Source organism: Candidatus Halocynthiibacter alkanivorans, assembly GCF_003333265.1.
In the GTDB taxonomy this organism is placed as follows: domain Bacteria; phylum Pseudomonadota; class Alphaproteobacteria; order Rhodobacterales; family Rhodobacteraceae; genus Halocyntiibacter_A; species Halocyntiibacter_A alkanivorans.
In genome coordinates this window covers 1-16,669 of sequence record NZ_QOLB01000032.1, presented here as the reverse complement: position 1 = coordinate 16,669, position 16,669 = coordinate 1, and the positions used below count along the sequence as shown (strand labels likewise).

12 protein-coding genes are annotated in these 16,669 nt (G+C 62.7%); 2 read left to right on the top strand and 10 right to left on the bottom strand.

The window, feature by feature from the left end; all coding sequences use genetic code 11:
- Positions 1 to 306: 306 nt before the first annotated feature.
- The 4 genes from DWA01_RS01760 to DWA01_RS01745 all read right to left on the bottom strand — a co-directional run bounded on the left by DWA01_RS01760 (position 307) and on the right by DWA01_RS01745 (position 4,106).
- Entirely contained in the window at positions 307 to 783 is a 477-nt protein-coding gene (locus DWA01_RS01760; RefSeq protein ID WP_114283929.1) for a hypothetical protein, read from the bottom strand.
- Positions 773 to 1,489, bottom strand: a complete 717-nt coding sequence (locus DWA01_RS01755) for a hypothetical protein (protein ID WP_114283928.1) — start codon at positions 1,487 to 1,489, stop codon at positions 773 to 775. Before DWA01_RS01755 ends, DWA01_RS01760 begins: the two co-directional genes overlap by 11 nt.
- On the bottom strand, positions 1,462 to 3,123 hold the full coding sequence (locus DWA01_RS01750) for a caspase family protein (protein WP_160115940.1): 1,662 nt from the start codon (positions 3,121 to 3,123) through the stop codon (positions 1,462 to 1,464). The genes DWA01_RS01755 and DWA01_RS01750 overlap by 28 nt, the downstream gene beginning before the upstream one ends.
- Before the next feature lie 161 nt (positions 3,124 to 3,284).
- A complete protein-coding gene (locus tag DWA01_RS01745; protein WP_114283926.1) occupies positions 3,285 to 4,106 on the bottom strand; it encodes a M15 family metallopeptidase in 822 nt (273 codons plus the stop codon).
- A 190-nt stretch (positions 4,107 to 4,296) separates the two neighbouring features.
- Between DWA01_RS01745 and DWA01_RS01740 the strand changes: the two genes are divergently transcribed.
- Together DWA01_RS01740 and DWA01_RS01735 are read left to right on the top strand one after the other, a co-directional pair.
- Entirely contained in the window at positions 4,297 to 4,878 is a 582-nt protein-coding gene (locus tag DWA01_RS01740; RefSeq protein ID WP_114283925.1) for an OmpA family protein, read from the top strand.
- A 267-nt stretch (positions 4,879 to 5,145) separates the two neighbouring features.
- The gene (locus DWA01_RS01735) at positions 5,146 to 7,416 is read left to right on the top strand and encodes a serine/threonine-protein kinase (RefSeq protein WP_114283924.1); all 2,271 of its coding nucleotides are present in this window, start codon (positions 5,146 to 5,148) and stop codon (positions 7,414 to 7,416) included.
- A 349-nt stretch (positions 7,417 to 7,765) separates the two neighbouring features.
- Here DWA01_RS01735 and DWA01_RS01730 read toward each other — a convergent pair whose 3' ends face one another.
- The 6 genes from DWA01_RS01730 to tagH all read right to left on the bottom strand — a co-directional run.
- Complete coding sequence (locus DWA01_RS01730) at positions 7,766 to 8,491, bottom strand: PP2C family protein-serine/threonine phosphatase (RefSeq protein ID WP_114283923.1); 726 nt, start codon at positions 8,489 to 8,491, stop codon at positions 7,766 to 7,768.
- The gene (gene tagF, locus DWA01_RS23235) at positions 8,488 to 9,528 is read right to left on the bottom strand and encodes a type VI secretion system-associated protein TagF (RefSeq protein WP_200832486.1); all 1,041 of its coding nucleotides are present in this window, start codon (positions 9,526 to 9,528) and stop codon (positions 8,488 to 8,490) included. Before tagF ends, DWA01_RS01730 begins: the two co-directional genes overlap by 4 nt.
- A complete protein-coding gene (gene tssM, locus DWA01_RS01720; protein ID WP_114283922.1) occupies positions 9,528 to 13,127 on the bottom strand; it encodes a type VI secretion system membrane subunit TssM in 3,600 nt (1,199 codons plus the stop codon). The genes tagF and tssM overlap by 1 nt, the downstream gene beginning before the upstream one ends.
- Positions 13,124 to 14,569 carry a type VI secretion system protein TssL, long form gene (tssL, locus tag DWA01_RS01715; RefSeq protein WP_114283921.1) on the bottom strand — a complete coding sequence of 482 codons (1,446 nt, stop codon included), beginning with the start codon at positions 14,567 to 14,569 and terminating at the stop codon, positions 13,124 to 13,126. The genes tssM and tssL overlap by 4 nt, the downstream gene beginning before the upstream one ends.
- A gap of 19 nt (positions 14,570 to 14,588) precedes the next feature.
- Entirely contained in the window at positions 14,589 to 15,929 is a 1,341-nt protein-coding gene (tssK, locus tag DWA01_RS01710; protein ID WP_114284028.1) for a type VI secretion system baseplate subunit TssK, read from the bottom strand.
- Between the two features lie 45 nt (positions 15,930 to 15,974).
- Positions 15,975 to 16,669, bottom strand: a 695-nt coding sequence (gene tagH, locus DWA01_RS01705) for a type VI secretion system-associated FHA domain protein TagH (protein WP_114283920.1), incomplete at its 5' end; no start/stop codon positions are given.

The following is a 16,669-nucleotide window of genomic DNA, read 5'->3' as shown; positions in this document are numbered from 1 at the left end:
TTCCAGCGTGCCAGCGTGCCAGCGATCCGGGTAAGGCGCTGTGTACGCACCGCCCGAATTTTCACATCGGGCGCGATCAATGCCCCCGGCGCGCATTTTACACATCACCCTGACCAGTACACGCCCGGCCCAAACAAGCCGGGAGGCCAGCCGGGAGGCGGCTAAACTGCCGCATCGCCCGAGTGTAGGCCGGGACCCGTAGCAGGTCCAGTGCCCGCTCCGGTGACGGCTCCGGGGCAGCGTCGCAGGTGTGGCGCCCGGTGAAACTGCGGCGCGACGGCGCCCGCGCAGGACCCGGCGGCTGGCTCAGCCGGCAAGCTGGGTCAGTTCTGCCGACAGGGCGCGGGCATTGGCCACGGAGCGGCGCAGGCTGGCAAGCCGGCTGCTGTCCGTCCCGGTCGGGCTGACGGTGTTGAGCGTGGTCTGCACCCTGGCGTTCAGCGCGGGCGGCAGCACTCCCAGCGCGTTTTTCTTTTGCAATATGTCAAATTTCAGCCGGGTCATGTCACGTTCCAGCGCCGCGATTTCAGCCCGTACCGAGGCCAGATCACCGGTCACCTGGCCCTGCTCGGCGCCAAGAGCAGCGTTGCGGGCTTCGGCGGCGGCGACCTCGTCTTGCTGGGCTTCTATACCGGCCTCATAGCTGCCGCTGGCAATGCCGGAGACCCCTTCAAAAAAACCACCCTCAGAAGGGTCGTCGGTGCTGACGCAGCCGGCAAGTGCGCCAAGGCTCAGCAAGGCAAAAGCGTTGAGGATACGTGTTTGGGGGCGATTAAAGTTCATTGGCCAGATCCGATGCTATGGCTTTCATGGAGGCAATCTGCATGCTCAGGCTGGAGAGTTCACTGTCGATAGAACTGGTAGTATCATTAACCAGCACCAGGCCCCGGGCTTTGTTGAATTCGTCCTGACGGCCGACAGCGCCATCGACCGCGATCTGCATCTGTTCCAGGTTGCTGTTGGCGACGCTGAGTGCAGCGTCCAGCACGCTGGCTTCTGCGCGCCCGGCCAGCACCTCTTCCTTCAGCGCTGCCAGTTCGGTTTTTTGCAGCACCAGCACATCGCGCATCACAGTGATGGTGGTGGCGATCTCGCGGGCGGAGTCATCCAGATCGGATTTGATCTGGCGCAGGCGGCTTTGTCTGGTGATAAAATTGCTTTGCACATGGGCCACATAGGTGCCCGCCAGCAGCCCGCTGCCGAGGCCTATTTTCAGTCCCTGAAGTGCGCCGTCATCCTGGTCCAGCGCAAAGCCGATGGCCGTGCCAACGCCTGCACCGGCGGCGGCGCCCTGAAGTACGGTTTTGCGCAATGCGCGCGCGCGTTTCACAAGTTCAGGATCCGCCTGGCTCTGGCTCAGGTTTTGTTTGGCGTCGGCGCGGGCCTGGGCCGAGGTGTTGATGCTTGGCACCGCCGTGCAGGCCGCAAGCGAGAACACCGCGCCGGCGGCAATAAGCCGGGTCAGTCCGGCAAAAGATCTGTCAGCCATGAATAACTTCCTTTCCGTGCTTCATCTGCATTTTTCACATGTTCTAAGAACTGCTCTGCGTCCTGGAACACTTGTTGGTCGAGCTGGCCCAGGCCGCGCTGGCGCTCAGAGGAGCCCAGCAGGGAGACCGAGGCTGTGTCGGGGACAAATCGAATCGCCCGGTTCAGGATCAGCTCATAATAGTCCCGGCTCTGGTCCAGCCGCTGTAAAATCACCTGGCGGGCGTCGCGGATCGCGTTCAGATCGCGTTCGGCATCGGCCAGAACCGGCAGTGCGTCGGCGTTGCTCAGCGCGATATTGCGGATCTGCGCGGTGGCGTCTTCTGCGATCACCAGGGTGGTCTGAACGCTTTTTAAGGCCACCATATCGGTGCGGATCCGCTGTGCGGTGCTGGCGGCAAACACCATCGAGACCCGGGCGGCATCATCATAGAGCTGGCCGGGGGTGGCGCTGGTCGGGTCCGGGGTTTGCTGGCGGTAATTGCGGAAGGCGGCGGTCAACTCGCGGTTGTTGGCGCGGGTCAGCCCCCGTTGCAGCGGCAACAGCCCCAGCGCGGAAAGCGCGGCGGAGACCTGCCCTGGATCGGCGCTGGCCAGCAGGGTGCCGGTGGTGGTGCTCAGATCGGTTTCATCCGTATCGACGCGTGTCAGCAGTGCGATACGGTCTTCGGCGAAGGCGGCAAACAGACCGCTGGGGTAGCGTTTCAGATAGGTTTCAAAGCCCTGCACCTGCGCGCGCGTGCTGACTTCGGACCAGAGCGCAATCTCGGCAGCCACCGCATCGCTTTGCTGCGGCGCACCGGGGTCTGCCGGCGCGATGGAATATTCCCCCAGCACCGATTCCTCGACCCAGGGCACTTGTTCGCCAAAGGTTTCCAGCACCACTTGCTGGCGGACCCGCCCCATCATCAGCCGTGCGTCCAGCCCAGGCGTGGAAATGTGATCGAGCAGCGCATTGGTAAAAACGCTGTTTTCGCCGATGCCGTCATAGGCGACATTGCCGGGATCCGTCGCATAGGCGATCAACATTCCGGTAACGCCCTTGGTGCGTACGAGACCGCGCTCGACCACACCAGCGTCGACAAAGGGATTGTTGCGGCAGGCGTCCAGGATCAGCACGCCAAGATCAGGCCTGGCTGCGGCAAACGCGTCGCGCACCGCGCCCATCGGCACCGAAGCAGCGGCCAGGTTCGCCGCGTCAGACACCTGAAAATCAGTGGCGATCATATAGTTTTCACCGCCAATCTGCACCCCGTGGCCGGCATAGAAGTACAGTGCGATCTCAGCGCCGGCGGCCTCGGTCTGAAAGCGGGCGATCTGCGCGCTCATTTCAGCCTGATCCATGTCGATGGCGCGGGTGACCTGAAAGCCCAGCGTTTCAAGCCGGTCGCCAAGCGCGCGCGCATCATTGGCCGGGTTGCGCAGGGACAGCGTCGGATCGAGGTAATTGGCATTGCCCACCAGCAGCGCCACCCTTTGCTGGGCCTGCGCGGAAAGGGGCAACAGCAGCAAACATGACAGCAGCAGCAGTCGCAGCGTGCCGGTCAGGCGGGATGCAGTGAACTCCGGAAAACCCAAAACGATATACTCCTGACAAATGCCTTCACTTAACTTCAGTGCCGAACCGACGACCACTGTGCAGGCGCCCGGCCCCTCAGCGGACCGCTTCAGATCAGCGTCGCTTCAGACAGGCCCGTCTCAGATCGCCCGATTCTGCCTGTCTGGTTCAGATCGCCCGGTTCAGGCCATCCGGTTCATATCGCCCGCCGCAGACCGCCCGGTTCAGATCAGGCCGCTCAGATCAACCCCTGGCTGCGCCACTCTTCAACCTTCTCACGGCTGACTTCAAAATGCATCGAATCCTCGCGGCTGAACCCGGCGCCCCAGATCCAGCCCTCGGTCTTGAAAAAATCCGCGAGGATGGTGAGGCCCAACTGAGTTTTGCCGTCGCCCAGCGTGTCCAGTGCGCCGTCAATATTGAGATCGACCGACAGGCCGAAAGAATGGCTTGAGAGCCGGCCAACCGTACCACGGATCTGGCGCACACAGAGCGAACCGGCGGTGTTGATGCGCTGAAACAGATCCGGGTCGGTGGCATCAATGGCGTCAAACACCCGGCGCAGCGACTCGATCGCCGGGGACAGCATGCGGACCCGGATCGGGCCGACCGATTCCAGCATCAGCATATCCAGCAGGGTCTCGTTGGTCATTGCTTCGCATTTGTCGCTGAGCGTGGCGCGCGGCCGCCCCAGGGTAGCCTCGAGAAAATCCGGGCTGGCGACAGACAGTGAACTGTTCACATTGCGCCGGTCCGCGATCTGCACCACCTGGGCATAGGCATCGATAATGGTATTGGGCCCGTCGCGCACCACGCCGTCCTGATCCGAATAGGTCACCGGTCCACGGGCAGCAGAGTTAAGTTGCGTTTCCAGCGAAGCGAGCTTGTCCTGCAGGCTTTCCAGCTGCTGGCGCATCATCTCGATCTCGATGCGGGCGCCGCTGTCAATCGCCGGACCGTCAAAGGTTTCTTCTACCGAAATCACAATTGGGGCCAGGTACCAGACCACCGGTGTCAGCAGCAAAGAGATCGCAATGATAACGGCGGGCAGATAGCGCATTCTGTACCAACTTTTGTTGTTGAAACTGTGGTTCCATCTTGCATTAAGTTTAACCTGACCAACGAAAATTTCGCAAGGGTCTGTGCAGGCCCTTCCCGACACAGGCCGCGACAACCGAAAAAGCTTTGTGGCAAGGGGATCCTTGCTATACGGTGAAATTCAGATTTTATTCAGGAGACTAACTACTCCCATGAAACAAATTATTATTCCCTTTGCTGCCGCCCTGACATTCACACTTTGGGCCGCTGCGCCCGGCCTGGCCCAGACGACAGATTCTTCTGAGCTGAGCGCCGAAGAAATTGCGGAAATTTTTGCCCGTCAGAAAACCCGGGGGCTGGTCCTGGCCCCCTCCACTGGCCTGCCCGGGGAACCAGTGGAAGACAGCAGCGTGGTGGCACCCTCTGCCGCCGCGGCGACCTATGTGAAGCTGGAAACTGAGGATCAGGTGAACATCCAGATTTCCTTTGATTTTGACTCCTCCGCTCTGCGCAACGACCAGAAGCCCAAACTGGCATCGCTTTGCCAGGTGCTTACTGCGCCCGAAAGCGGTGAGTTCCGTATTGTCGGCCATACCGATTCCTCGGGCTCGGCGCAGTATAATGAGCGATTGTCGCTGCTGCGCGCCCAGGAGGTGAAACGTTACCTGGTCTCTGACTGTGGTGTGGTGGCAGAAAAACTGCATGCGGTCGGGGTTGGTGAAAGTTTCCCGCTGGATGCGGCGGATCCGCGGGCCGACCGCAACCGCCGGGTGGAATTCCAGGCTATGAGCTAGGTTATTTTGATCCACGCTGCACCGGGCCGGTTGCAGGCTGGCAGAGGCGGGCAATCGTGGGCACGGTTGTGCTCTGATAACCGCCAGCCAGCATAAGGACCACACGGCCCGGTTTTGCAGGGCCTGTAAGGCGAACCGGACTGACGGGAGCTGAGCGCCGGCCTTAATTGAGCGGCCCGCCGGAGCGGCCAGGACCACTGGCCCCAATATGCGGCCCCGATTTGCAGGCGGCGGAACCGAACGAAGATCTGAACGGACAGGATTGATATGAGCGATTCCAGACCCGGCGACACATTCCAGCCCGGAGACCTGTTAAACAACACCTATCGGATTGAAACCGTGCTGGGCCGGGGCGGCACGTCAGAAGTGTACCGCGCCCACAGTGAAATTTCCGGACGGGTGGTGGCGCTGAAAGCGCTGCGTCCGGAATATGCCAGCAACGATGATTTCCTGGTGCTGATGACGCGGGAAGAAGAGATCCGCGACATCCGCCACGACGCGGTGGTTCGCTATTCGGAAAACCAGCGCATGGAAGACGGCACTGTCTATCTGGTGATGGATTTTGTCGACGGGCCGGGGCTGGATCAGAAGATGCGCGCCGGTGGCATGGCGGCACAGGATCTGATGGCGGTGGGGCTGCGCGTCGCCGAAGGGTTACATGCAGCGCATACGCACAACATCGTGCACCGGGATCTGTCACCGGACAATATCATCCTGCGCGGCGATGTGCCCTCAGATGCGGTGATCATTGATTTTGGCATCGCCAAGGACACCAACCCCGGCGCGGAAACCATAGTTGGCAATGAGTTTGCCGGCAAATACGCCTATGCGGCGCCGGAGCAGCTCAGCGGCCAGACCGATGTGCGCTCTGACATCTACGCGCTGGGGGCGCTGTTGCTGGCGGTCTATCGCGGCAAGACCCCCGACATTGGTGCCAACCCGATGGAAGTGCTGCAGAACAAGGGCAAACCGCTGGATACCGCAGACCTGCCGGAGCCGTTCAAAACGCTGATTGAGCGCCTGTCGGACCCGCTGCCGGAGCGCCGGTTTCAGAATGCGCTGGAGGTGCTGGAGTTTATCGCGCCCACCGCCGCCTTTGATGCCCAGGCACAACGGCCGCTGACAGTGCCCCCCGCCGCTCCGGGCACGGCCGCCGCAACGCCTATGCCCGCTGCTGAAGCGCCGGATGCCGCGCCTCAGACTTCGCCGCCCGCTGCGGACCCCCTGCCGGGGCCGGAGTTAGGGGCAGCGACAGGCACAGAGCCAGAGATTTTGGGCGTGCCGAAAGCAAAGCCCGCGCCCGCCGCTGCAAAATCTGAAAAGAAGCGCGGGGCGCTGGTTCCCGTTCTGGGCATTGCCGCGCTGCTGGCAATTGGCGCCGGCGGCTATTTCAGCGGCGTGTTTGACGGGCTGCTGGGGCCAAAATACCCGCTGGCCGACCCCTATACGCTGATTGTGGACAAGCCGGAAAACGGCCCGTTGCGGGCGGTGGGTTATGTGCCCTCGCCCGACGTGTTGACCGAGCTTGAAAACCATGTCACTGCCGCCGGCGGCACTGCGGAGCTGACGCTCGCCACCGGCAAGATCGCCGAGAGCTGGGGTGCGGATATTCTCGCCACCGTCGCCAAGGCGATGCCGCTGGAAGAGTGGCGGCTGGCCGTGAGTTCTAATTCGGCCCGTTTAACCGGCCTGACCACGGACCGCGATCTGCGCGAGAGGCTGGCGGATGAATTCAAACGCAGTGGCCTGCCCGGGGCATTGGAAGGCAGCGCAGACATCGCGCTGGGCCCGCGGCTTTTGACCGCTGAAATGCTGCGACCGGTGCTGGAACAGAACGCCGATTGCGGTGCTCTGCGCACCCCGTCCCTGCCGGAAAACGGGTTTGCGTTGGGCGCCACCGTGACCATATCCGGCCGGCTGGCCGCCACCGCTTCAAGGGTGGCTGTTTTTGACGCGGTCCAGGCCATTGCCGGGGATCGCGGCGTGGCGCTGGATGTGGAAGTATTGAACCCGTCGCTGTGTCTGATTGAGAGCTATCTGCCCCAGGCCCAGTCCGGCGAACTCGACATTACGTTCCGCTTTGGCAAAAGCGGCGAAGAGAACCCCGGCGGGCGGTATTTTGTTGGTGAAAACCCGGTGATTGATGTGGTGTTGCCGGAATATCTGGATATTGGCTATCTCTGGGTGTCGATCATTGATGTGACCGGCAACGTGTTCCATCTGCTGCCCAATCTGAACCGGCCCGACAATGCGGTCGCCGCGCTGCGCCAGGGCGCCCAAGGTGCGGTGCCGGTGCGGGTGGCTTTTGGTCTTGGTGAGGCGGCCAATACCAGCAAACTGGCATTTCTGGTCGATGACAGCACGCTGGGGAAATCCAAGGTGGTGGTTTTTTATTCGCGCCAGCCGCTGTTTGACGGGCTGCGGCCCACCACGGAATCGGCAGCCGGATATGCCGAAGCGCTGGCAGCAGCGGATCGTGCCGGTGGCAGCGAAATTTTCTCTTTTGACAGCCGGATCCTGACCACCGCGCGCCCCTGAGGGCCGTGCAACCAGACGGCTGTGACCGCGGTCTGTCCAGGCCCCTTCTGTTACCGGAGCAGACCGCCATTGCCCGCAGACAAATACCGCCCCCGGTCCGTCACCGCTCCGGCCGGCCAGGTCCCGGGCCGTCTCCGGCATATTCGCAGATGTCGTCGCAGATACGGCGCTGAATTGGTTGCGCCCGGCCCCGCGCCCGGCCGGTCCGGTGGCCCGCCCCCTGCGCGCAGCTCTGCCGCTGGCCTCTCGCCCCGTTGCGCCCCCGCCAGAGCGCCCGCGCCCGACCGTGCCAAGAGCACGGCCCCTGCGCTTTGTCCCCGCGCACGGCCCGCCGGCGCCGGGCCCGCGCTCAGATCACATCGACCACAATCACCGAAATATTGTCGCCGCCGCCACCGTCCAGCGCGATCTGCAACAGTTTGTCGGCGACAATTTCGATCGGTGTGTGGTTCATCGCGCGTTGCAGAATGTCAAATGTGGCATATTTGGTCAGCCCGTCTGAACAGATCAGGAACCGGTCGCCGGGCAGGATCTCACCGCGGATCATGTCCAGCTCCAGAGTCTCGCCGACGCCGACAGCACGGGTGATGGCGTTGGATTGCGGATGCAGTTCGGCCTCGTCCCAGCTCATCTGACCGCTTTCAACAAAAGCGGCCACGACGGAGTGATCGGTGGTCAGCATCTCGATGCTTTCACCGTGACGAAAGCGGTAGAGCCGGCTGTCCCCGGCCCAGAAACACAAAAAATGCCCCTCTGCCACCATGAAACTCACCACAGTGGCGCCGATGGTGCCTTTGTCGCGCCGTCCGGCCTCAGCGCGGATCAGCCCGTGGCTGGTCTGAAGCGCATCATCCACCGCCTGGCGGGTCTGTATCGGGCTCATGCCCTCGGGCAGCGTCGCCACCGCATCCGCAATCAGCCGACTGGCGTAATCGCCGGCCTCGTGGCCTCCCATACCGTCCGATACCAGCCAGATGCCGAGCTCTGGCAGCGCCAGGATGGCATCTTCATTCACCTGGCGTTTCAACCCGACATGGGTGGTGGCGCTGTAGCGGATGTGATGGGTGGCTGTCATTCGGCCGCCTCTCTGTTGCGCCAGAGCGGCGCGTGAAGATCAAACAGGGCTGCAAGCTGTGCTGCCGGGGGCAGCCCTTCAAAGGCGATCAGGCGCTGCTCACCCTGGCTGTGCATGCTCCAGACCGATGGACGGCGGTAGTCTGGTGCAATCAGCGCAGCGGCCAGGGCCTGGCTCAGATCGCCGCCGCCCGTCCCATCCGGTAAGGCGCCGCCCGGGCCGGCGTCTCTTTGGAGTGTCGCAGCAGGGTCAGTAGCGTCAGCCGCAGCGCGATCAGCCGCATCTGGGCCAGTCGCAGCGGCGTAAGCCCCAATTAACGCGGCCTCAGCGAAGCCGGTTTGCAGCGTAAGTATCCCCTGGCCGCAGTCGAGCCGGGCGCCGCCGGCACCTGTGCCGGCGGCGCCCCCGCTGCCATCCAGGCGGGCAAGGCTGGCCAGGGCGTCACCAAGGCGCTCCCGGCTCATGGCGTCGTCCAGCGTGTCCAGCGCCAGCAGTTCCAGCGTTTCGAACAGGGGGGCGGAGCCAAGATGGCAGGCGAACACTGCGGCACTGTTGTTGCCGGTGCTGCCGGTGCTGCCAGTGCTGCCGGTGCTGCCGGCGTCGCTGCCAGACCGACAGCCATATCCACGCCCTGTCAGGCGCGGGGGCCCGCTGCTGCGCACGTTCTCTGACCCGCTCTCTGGCCCACGCTCTGGCCCACGCTCAGACCCACGTTCCATCGCACTGTCCGGCACCACTGACGCGGCTGGGACGGGCACCACCAGGGTGAGCGGAAACTGCCGTCCGACCCGGTCCACTGAGGGCATCATCACCCCCAGAAGCGGCGCAGGGCCGGCAAGACCGGCGGCGAGGCTGAAGCGCCAGATCGGCGCCGACATGTAACAGGCGTCCCAGCGGTCTCCGAGCTGGGCGCGGGCGGTGAGCAGCCCGGCCTGCAGCCAGGCATCCCAAACCGGGACGAAACCGGGCGGCGGGTTGAGCCGGAAGAAATCGCCCAGCGCCGGCATCTTGCCAAAGGCTGCAAATTCCCCCGCCATCAAAACGACTTCGGACAGCTGAATTTTGTCAGCGCCGGCAGCGCGAACGGGTTCAGCACCGAACCCGACTGCAGCTGAAAGATTGCGATGCGGCCACCAACGTTAAAGATCACCCGCTTGCGGTCTGAGACGTTGGTATTGCGCACCTCCGCCCCGTCCAGCAGGCGGAACCAGGCCCAGGGCCCGTCTTTGGAGACCACGCTTTCGATATTGCGTTTGTCGGGCTCAAAGCTGACCCGCGCCATGCCGACAGAACCGGGCCAGGTCACGGCGGCGGGGGTGGCGCGCCCGTCTTTGTGGCTGAACTGAATTGGCTGGCCATCGATTTCCAGCACCACTTTGCGGGCCTTGGGGTCGAGCGCCTCAGGCGTGATCTGAAACTTGATTGCGGGCGTGGCACCGCTGGTAAAAAACGCGTCGCGGATTTCGACACTGTATTGCATCTGGCGCAGCACGGCGGGGGACATGCCAAGGTCGACATTGTTCACCGCTTTCCATGTCCAGGGTCTTGAGCGTGTATCGATATGTTTCAACAGGTTTTCATTGATAAACCCGTCGATCAGCCCGCCGGGCGCAAAGAGTTTCTGAAAGTCCTGCAGCGCCACATCGGCCTGAGCGCGGCGGTTGAACGGATAACGGTTGGCCAGCGCCTGTTCGCAAAACGGCAACACCTGGGACTGCCAGCGCGCGTTGATTGAAGCACGGGTGCCGTCAGCGGTGATACCGGAGCTGCCGCTGGCGATCTGGGTGGCCCAGCGCTGCATCGGGCCTGGCACCCGGCTGACGGCGGCCTGAAAGCGCTGAATCGCAGCGCCGCCATTGCCATCGCTGTTGCCCAGCCCGCCGGAGAAAGAGAGTTTGTTCAGCTCCTGATAGACCTCGGTCAGCGTCGACATCATCGCGTCCAGTTGTGAGGCCTGACCGTCGGGACGGGCCACCAGATCATTGAGCCAGGCAAAGCGTTCTTCAACATAAACGCCGGGTGCTTTGGGCGGTTCGCGGCCAGAGCCGGAGGCGGAGGAATTGCTCAGGGCTTCGAGGAAAATCTGGCCCTGGACATTGAGGTTGGAGCGCATCTCCAGCCGCGACACTGCGGACAGGCCCTCGGTCACGCCGGTGGCGTCCAGCAGCGAGCGGTCTTCCGTCAGCCGGGTTTCCCCGGCGATTGAGGTGAGGATGTTAAAGATCGGTGAGGTCGGACCAGACAGCACATTGGTGACCTCGACCGCGTGGCTGAGGGATTCCATCGGGATGATGTCGATGTCGCCGAGGATGGCGTCATATTTGGCGATATAGTCGTTGTAATACAGATCGAGCACATCGCGGCTCATCGCCAGCAGCACCTCTTCGCTCTGCGCCGCTTCGCCGCGCGGGCCCAGCACCCAGCTTTCACTTTGGATGCGTTTGGCAACACCCAGCGCTTCTGACAGAAACACCTCGTTGAAACCCACGTAGGTAAAGATGCCGTCGATGCCCTCGTTCAGCGGTTTGCCAGACGAGCGCACCAGCACGCGGGTTACCGCCGGGCCGCCGATATCGGTGATGCGCCATTTGGGCAGGCTGGTGGCAACAGGGCTGTTGATGATGCCGTTATAGACCCGTTGCGCCAGCGGCATTTCTGAGAGCAACCCCTGGATCTGTTCCACCAGTGGCCCGTTCAGCGCGATTTCGGTCATCGGCTGGGACAGCAGCGCCTCAAGGTGGCTGGCGAGGTCTTCACGCAGCGGGGCGCGGCTGGCACCGGAATAGGCCAGCGACCAGTCGATCGCCATCCAGTCTTTGATCAGATCGGCATTCATCGGGCCTTGCAGGCCCAGCATCAGGTAGATTTTCAGCGCCTCATAAAGCAGGTCCGGGCTGTTCATATTGGCGCTCATCTGCTCTTCCAGCCGCAGCAGCATGCGTGGCAGCAGATGCTCGTTCAGCGCCGCGCGGTAGGTCTGCGCGCCCTGGGTGCCGACCACTTCGCCCTGGTAAAGCCCCCAGGTCAGGCGGCGTTCGGGTTCGGGCTGGCCGAACACCGGATTGCCCGGCATGTCGCGCAGTGTATTGAGCGCGGAAGTCACTGAGGGCAGATCGGTGTCCCCCACCGGGCTGCCGGGGATGGCAGCGGCGGCGGTGCGGTAGGCGCTGACCCGGCCCGCGACATCTTCCAGCATCGCCTGATTGCCAAGATAGCTGCGGGTCCAGAGCGTGCCGGTGGTGACCGCCACAATCAGGGTGGCGGCAATGGCAAGCCGTTTGCTCCAGCGGTAACGCCGCTCGACCTTGTCATCCGCCGAAACCAGCCCGGCTTCGGGGAAGATCACCCCTTCAAACAGCCGGGTGAGGAAATAGGACCGCCCGCTGCCCCGGCCAGTGCCGATGGCCTGGCGGCCAATGCCAAAGGTGCGCGCCATGCCCAGCATGAGGCGGTCAATCGGCGTGCCTTCCTGGGTGCCGGAGGTGAAATAGACCCCGCGCAGCATGTGGCGTTTTTCAAAGCGGTTGTCCTGGAACACTTCAGAGAGAAAATCTTTGGCCACCGGGCGCACCGAAGCCAGCTGACTGGGGAACCCCGCGATCAGGCTGCGGCGCTGGGGGTCGGTCTCGGTCTGCATGCGCTCCAGCGACTGGGCGTTGAGCTGGCCCAGTAGCAGCGAAAATTCGTCATCAAAGGCGCGCACCGGTGACATGTCGGCACCCGCAGCGGCTTTTTTACCTTTGCGTTTGTCCAGCGGCAGGGTGAAGCCCCAGACCTGTTCGCGTTCCTCTTTGCCCATGGTTTCAAAGAACTCGGTAAAGCCCACCACCAGATCGGCCTTGGTGAACAGCACATAGACCGGAAAACGCACCCCAAGTTTTTCGCGCAGCTCATGCAGGCGGCGGCGCACCGCATTGGCGTGGCCTTTGCGGGTCTGTTCATCCTGAAGCGAGAGATCTGAGAGGCTGATGGCGATCAGCGCACCGTTCACCGGTTGGCGTTTGCGGTGTTTTTTCAACAGGCTGAGAAAACCGAGCCAACCGGCGTTGTCACTTTCGGCGTCGCTTTCCTGGGTGGTATAACGCCCGGCGGTGTCGATCAGCACCGCGTTGTTGGTGAACCACCAGTCACAGTTGCGGGTGCCGCCGACGCCGCCGATGGCGGCTTTACCCAGCCCGTCGGAAAGCGGGAACTGCAGGCCGGAATTCACAATTGCCGTGGTTTTTCCGGCGCCAGGCGGGCCGATAATCACATACCAGGGCAGCTGATACAGATGTTTGCGCCCCAGTTTGGATTTGCGCAGTTGTTTCATTGCAAGGCGCAGCTTGTCGCGCACATCTTCCAGCTCGGCTTTGACGATCTCGTCTTCGGTATCGGTGTCGACCGATTCAACGATTTCCTCGGTCAGTTTGCGCTCGCGGCGCCGGCGCAGCCAGAACACCAGGATCAGCAGGGAAAATGCGATGCCCCAGAGGATGCCGATGGTGATCAGGCGGGACTTTACGCTGTCAAAGGGACGCCAGGTGTCAGAGCCGATCCAGCTGCCAAAAAACCACAGGCAGACCGAAAGCACCAGGGTGAAGAACAGGATCGAGAAATAGGTGGATTTTAAAGCCCGGAGCAAACGCTGGATCATTGGGAACCTGCCCTTATCAGTACAATTTCGATGCGGCGGTTTTTGGCGCGGCCGGCGCGGGTGTTATTGGGCGCGATCGGATCTTTTTCGGCGCGGCCCTCCGCCGTCAGCCGGCCAGGGTCATCGATCTGAGCCGCGATGGTTTTCATCACCGATTGGGCACGCGCCAGCGACAGGTGCAGGTTGGAGGGAAAACGCGAGGAGCGGATCGGCACATTGTCAGAGTGACCGACAACAATCACCGGGCCGCTCTGTTCATTCAAAGCGCGCGCAACCCGGGCCAGCGGCACGTCAAACGCATCCTCCAGATGGTCAGAGCCGGAGCCAAACATGCCGGAGCCGGCGATGCGCACGGTGATGGTATTGGCGTCCTGAAATACTTCGACGATGCCTTCAGTGATTTCCTGTTCCAGAAAACCGGTGACGGTTTCGATCTGGCTGTCCACCAGCAGCACCGGTAGTGGTGGCGGCGGCGGTGGTGCGCGCCTTTCAAGCGCCGCGGGGATGCCGCTGTCCAGCACCGAGAGCTGACCCAGCAGCCGTTCGGTAGAACCGCCCAGCACATAGCTCAGCGCCATAAAGCCGCCGGCAAGCAGCAGCAGTGTCACCGAAACAGCGATCCAGACCGGGCGCCAGGCCGAGAGCGCTTTGTGTGGCCGGTCCAGCCCCTGCCAGTGGGGCGAGACGTCCCATTCTACCGCGCCGCGCTGGCCGCGGATGATGCGCGCCAACCCGGTGCGGATCTGCATATGTTTGTCGCCGCCGCCCTGCTCCACCCGCAAGCGCCCCTCAAACCCGAGGGAGAGGCACATGAACAGGAATTCCAGCAGGTCGGTGTTGTTGCCCGGGTCAGCTTCCAGCCGCGCCAGCAGATCAAAGAAGCGGTCGCCGCCGACGGTTTCACGGTGAAAAGTGCCGACCATCGACTGTTGCGCCCAGACCGACTGGCCGCCCCAGGGCGTGTTCAGCACCACGTCATCCAGCGTGGCACAGATGGCGTAGCGGGCGATTTTCACTTGTTGGGCGTCAATGCCGGCCTGCAACGCGCGGTTTTCAAAGGCACGCACCTCGGCAACCACACTCTGACGCAGCTTGTCGGGGTCCATATGCTGAGCGCGGTTGCGGATGCGGGAAACCAGCGAAAACAGGGTTGAGCCGCAGGCGTTGAGCTGGTTCATCCCAGTCATCGACTGCGCCGCGACATTGGCATCCGCGCCGCCGCTGCTTCGCGGCGCTGCCGCAGCGGCCTGGGGCTGAGAGGAGGCCGGAGGCACGCCAAAGCCCTGCCCGCCGCCTTGGGCCGGCGCCGGGATATCTGCCGGGCCGGGCTGCGGCGCGGCGGCAGGCTGGGCCGGCTGCATGGTGCGCCGTCCGCCCGGGTTGGGTTTGATCACCGTTTTTTCGCTGTCGTCCGGGTTTGCGAACGGGTCGTTGTCAGCCATCGTTCAGATCCTTCAGATTTCAGCCCTGGCGAATGGCCCAGAGTTCCATATTCAGCCCCGGGAAATCGCCGGAGATATGCACCGCAATGCCGCCCGACGTGGTCATTTTGCCCCAGTAAGGACTGTCGGCATCCAGTTCGAAGTACACCACTCCGGCGTGATACGGGATCTGGCGCGGCGCCACCGGTAGTGGGCGCAGGGTGATGCCGGGCAGCGCCGAGTTCACCAGCTGGCGGATTTCCTCGACCGGGCCGATTTTGGACTGGCTGGAGAAATGCCGGCGCAGGTCTTCGATTTTGATGTCGGCTTTGACCGCCAGCACGAAACTTGCATTGCCCAGCAGTTTGCGGTCGGCAATGACCCCGACACGGATGCCGTATTTGCGTTCTTCCAGCGGGATTGCCACTGCGGTCTGTTCCAGCACCGAGCTGAGATACTGGCGCAGGGTGCGGATCAGCGGCGCAAAGGTGGCCGTCAGGTCATCGTGGCGGTAGGCGGGGAACTCCGGCGGATGTTTTTCCGGCGCCATAAAGGTCGCCAGCTCGCCCGCCAGCGCCAGGCAACTGGCAAAGGCGCGCTCGGGGTGGATGTTTTCGATCTGGATCATATGGCGGAATACAGGCAGTGACCGGTTCACCACCATCAGCAGCAGGAAGTCGGAGATATCGGCCACACCCTGGGTGCCGCCGCCCTCAGACAGCCGGCCCGAAAGCGCCTGCATGCGATGCGCCAGCAGCCCTTCCATTTCGCGCATGAACCCGTGCAGGGTCGCTGCTGCGCGGATGTCGAGACAGCTGGGAATAAAGCCGCTGTCGAGAATGATTTCGCTGTCCGGGCGCACTTCAATGATGCGGGCAATCGGAATCGCCAGCCGGTCGGCCATGTCATCAACTTCCAGCGCGAATTGCAGCCGCAGTTTGCCCACCCCGAGCGTGACCGGTTTGCGATCCACACTGACAGTGTCGGCAATCTCAAGCTCCGAGGCGCGGAACCGGGTGGCAGATTGTTCCGCTCCGGTGAGATCCACTTCAGTAGCGCCCTGACGCCGTTGCGGCACCGAGAGATAGACCACGCAGTCCTTGATGGTGGCGGGCACCTGCAGCGCTTTGGGATGGTCTTCGGTTTGCGGCACCCGGAACACCGCGCCGTCGGGCGTCAGGCCGGAGCAGGATTTCAGCGCGAACTGGCCGACTTTCAGCACCTCATCATCGATTTCAAAGGCGCTGAGCCCCCAACAATACGAGCCAAGACGCCGGGCCAGCCCTGCGACCAGCGCTTCGGTATAGCGGTCCGATTGCTGGAAGTGATGCGGCTGCAGGAACAGCCCTTCGCTCCAAAGTACTTTACTATCCCAGGACACAAACACCTCCGAAAAACTTGTCATTCTGGTCAGGCTGAAACCACATCATTTCAGCTTGTCCATCTGCTCTTGATAGGCTTTGGCGAATTCACGGCTGAAGAGATCGTGAAAATCGTTCTCGGCCTGGTCGGCTATCTCAGCGTACATTTTTTCGTAGACGTCCCAATAGCGCGCCTTCTTGCCTTTGAGGATAGAGCCAAGACCGCCGCTTGTCTCGATTTTATCTTCAAGAACAGCGGGGTCGAGGCGTTTCAGCACGCCTTTGAGCGCCGCTTCCATACCGGTGACCATGGCGATTTCATGGGCTTTGATATCGTCGAGCGCCTGGCGGGTGGCCTCGTCGGCTTCAAGATAACCTTTGCGCCGCGGCCGGATCATTGCCTCCACCGCCTGATCGACGCTGACGGAGAATTTCAGCGGGTTGTTCTGGCTGGCGCCGATGCGGGTCTGGTCGATGCGGAATTCGCTTTTGATCGAGGTGCGGGTCATCAGGATTTCGCGCAACCCCTGGATCATCATCCGCAGCATAGAGCCGACCCGTGTCATCGCCGGGGTGAGATCCTCATCGGTGAGGCTGAGATCTTCGACTTCAAGCGCAGCGAGAAAGGCACGGGCGGCGGATTGATCGCCGCTGGCCACAGGGGGCGCGGGAGGCGTGGGAGGCGCGACCGGCGCCGGGGCCGCCGCGGCTGGTGCGGCGGCTGGCGGGGCGGCGGCGGGCCTGGCTCGTATACACATCT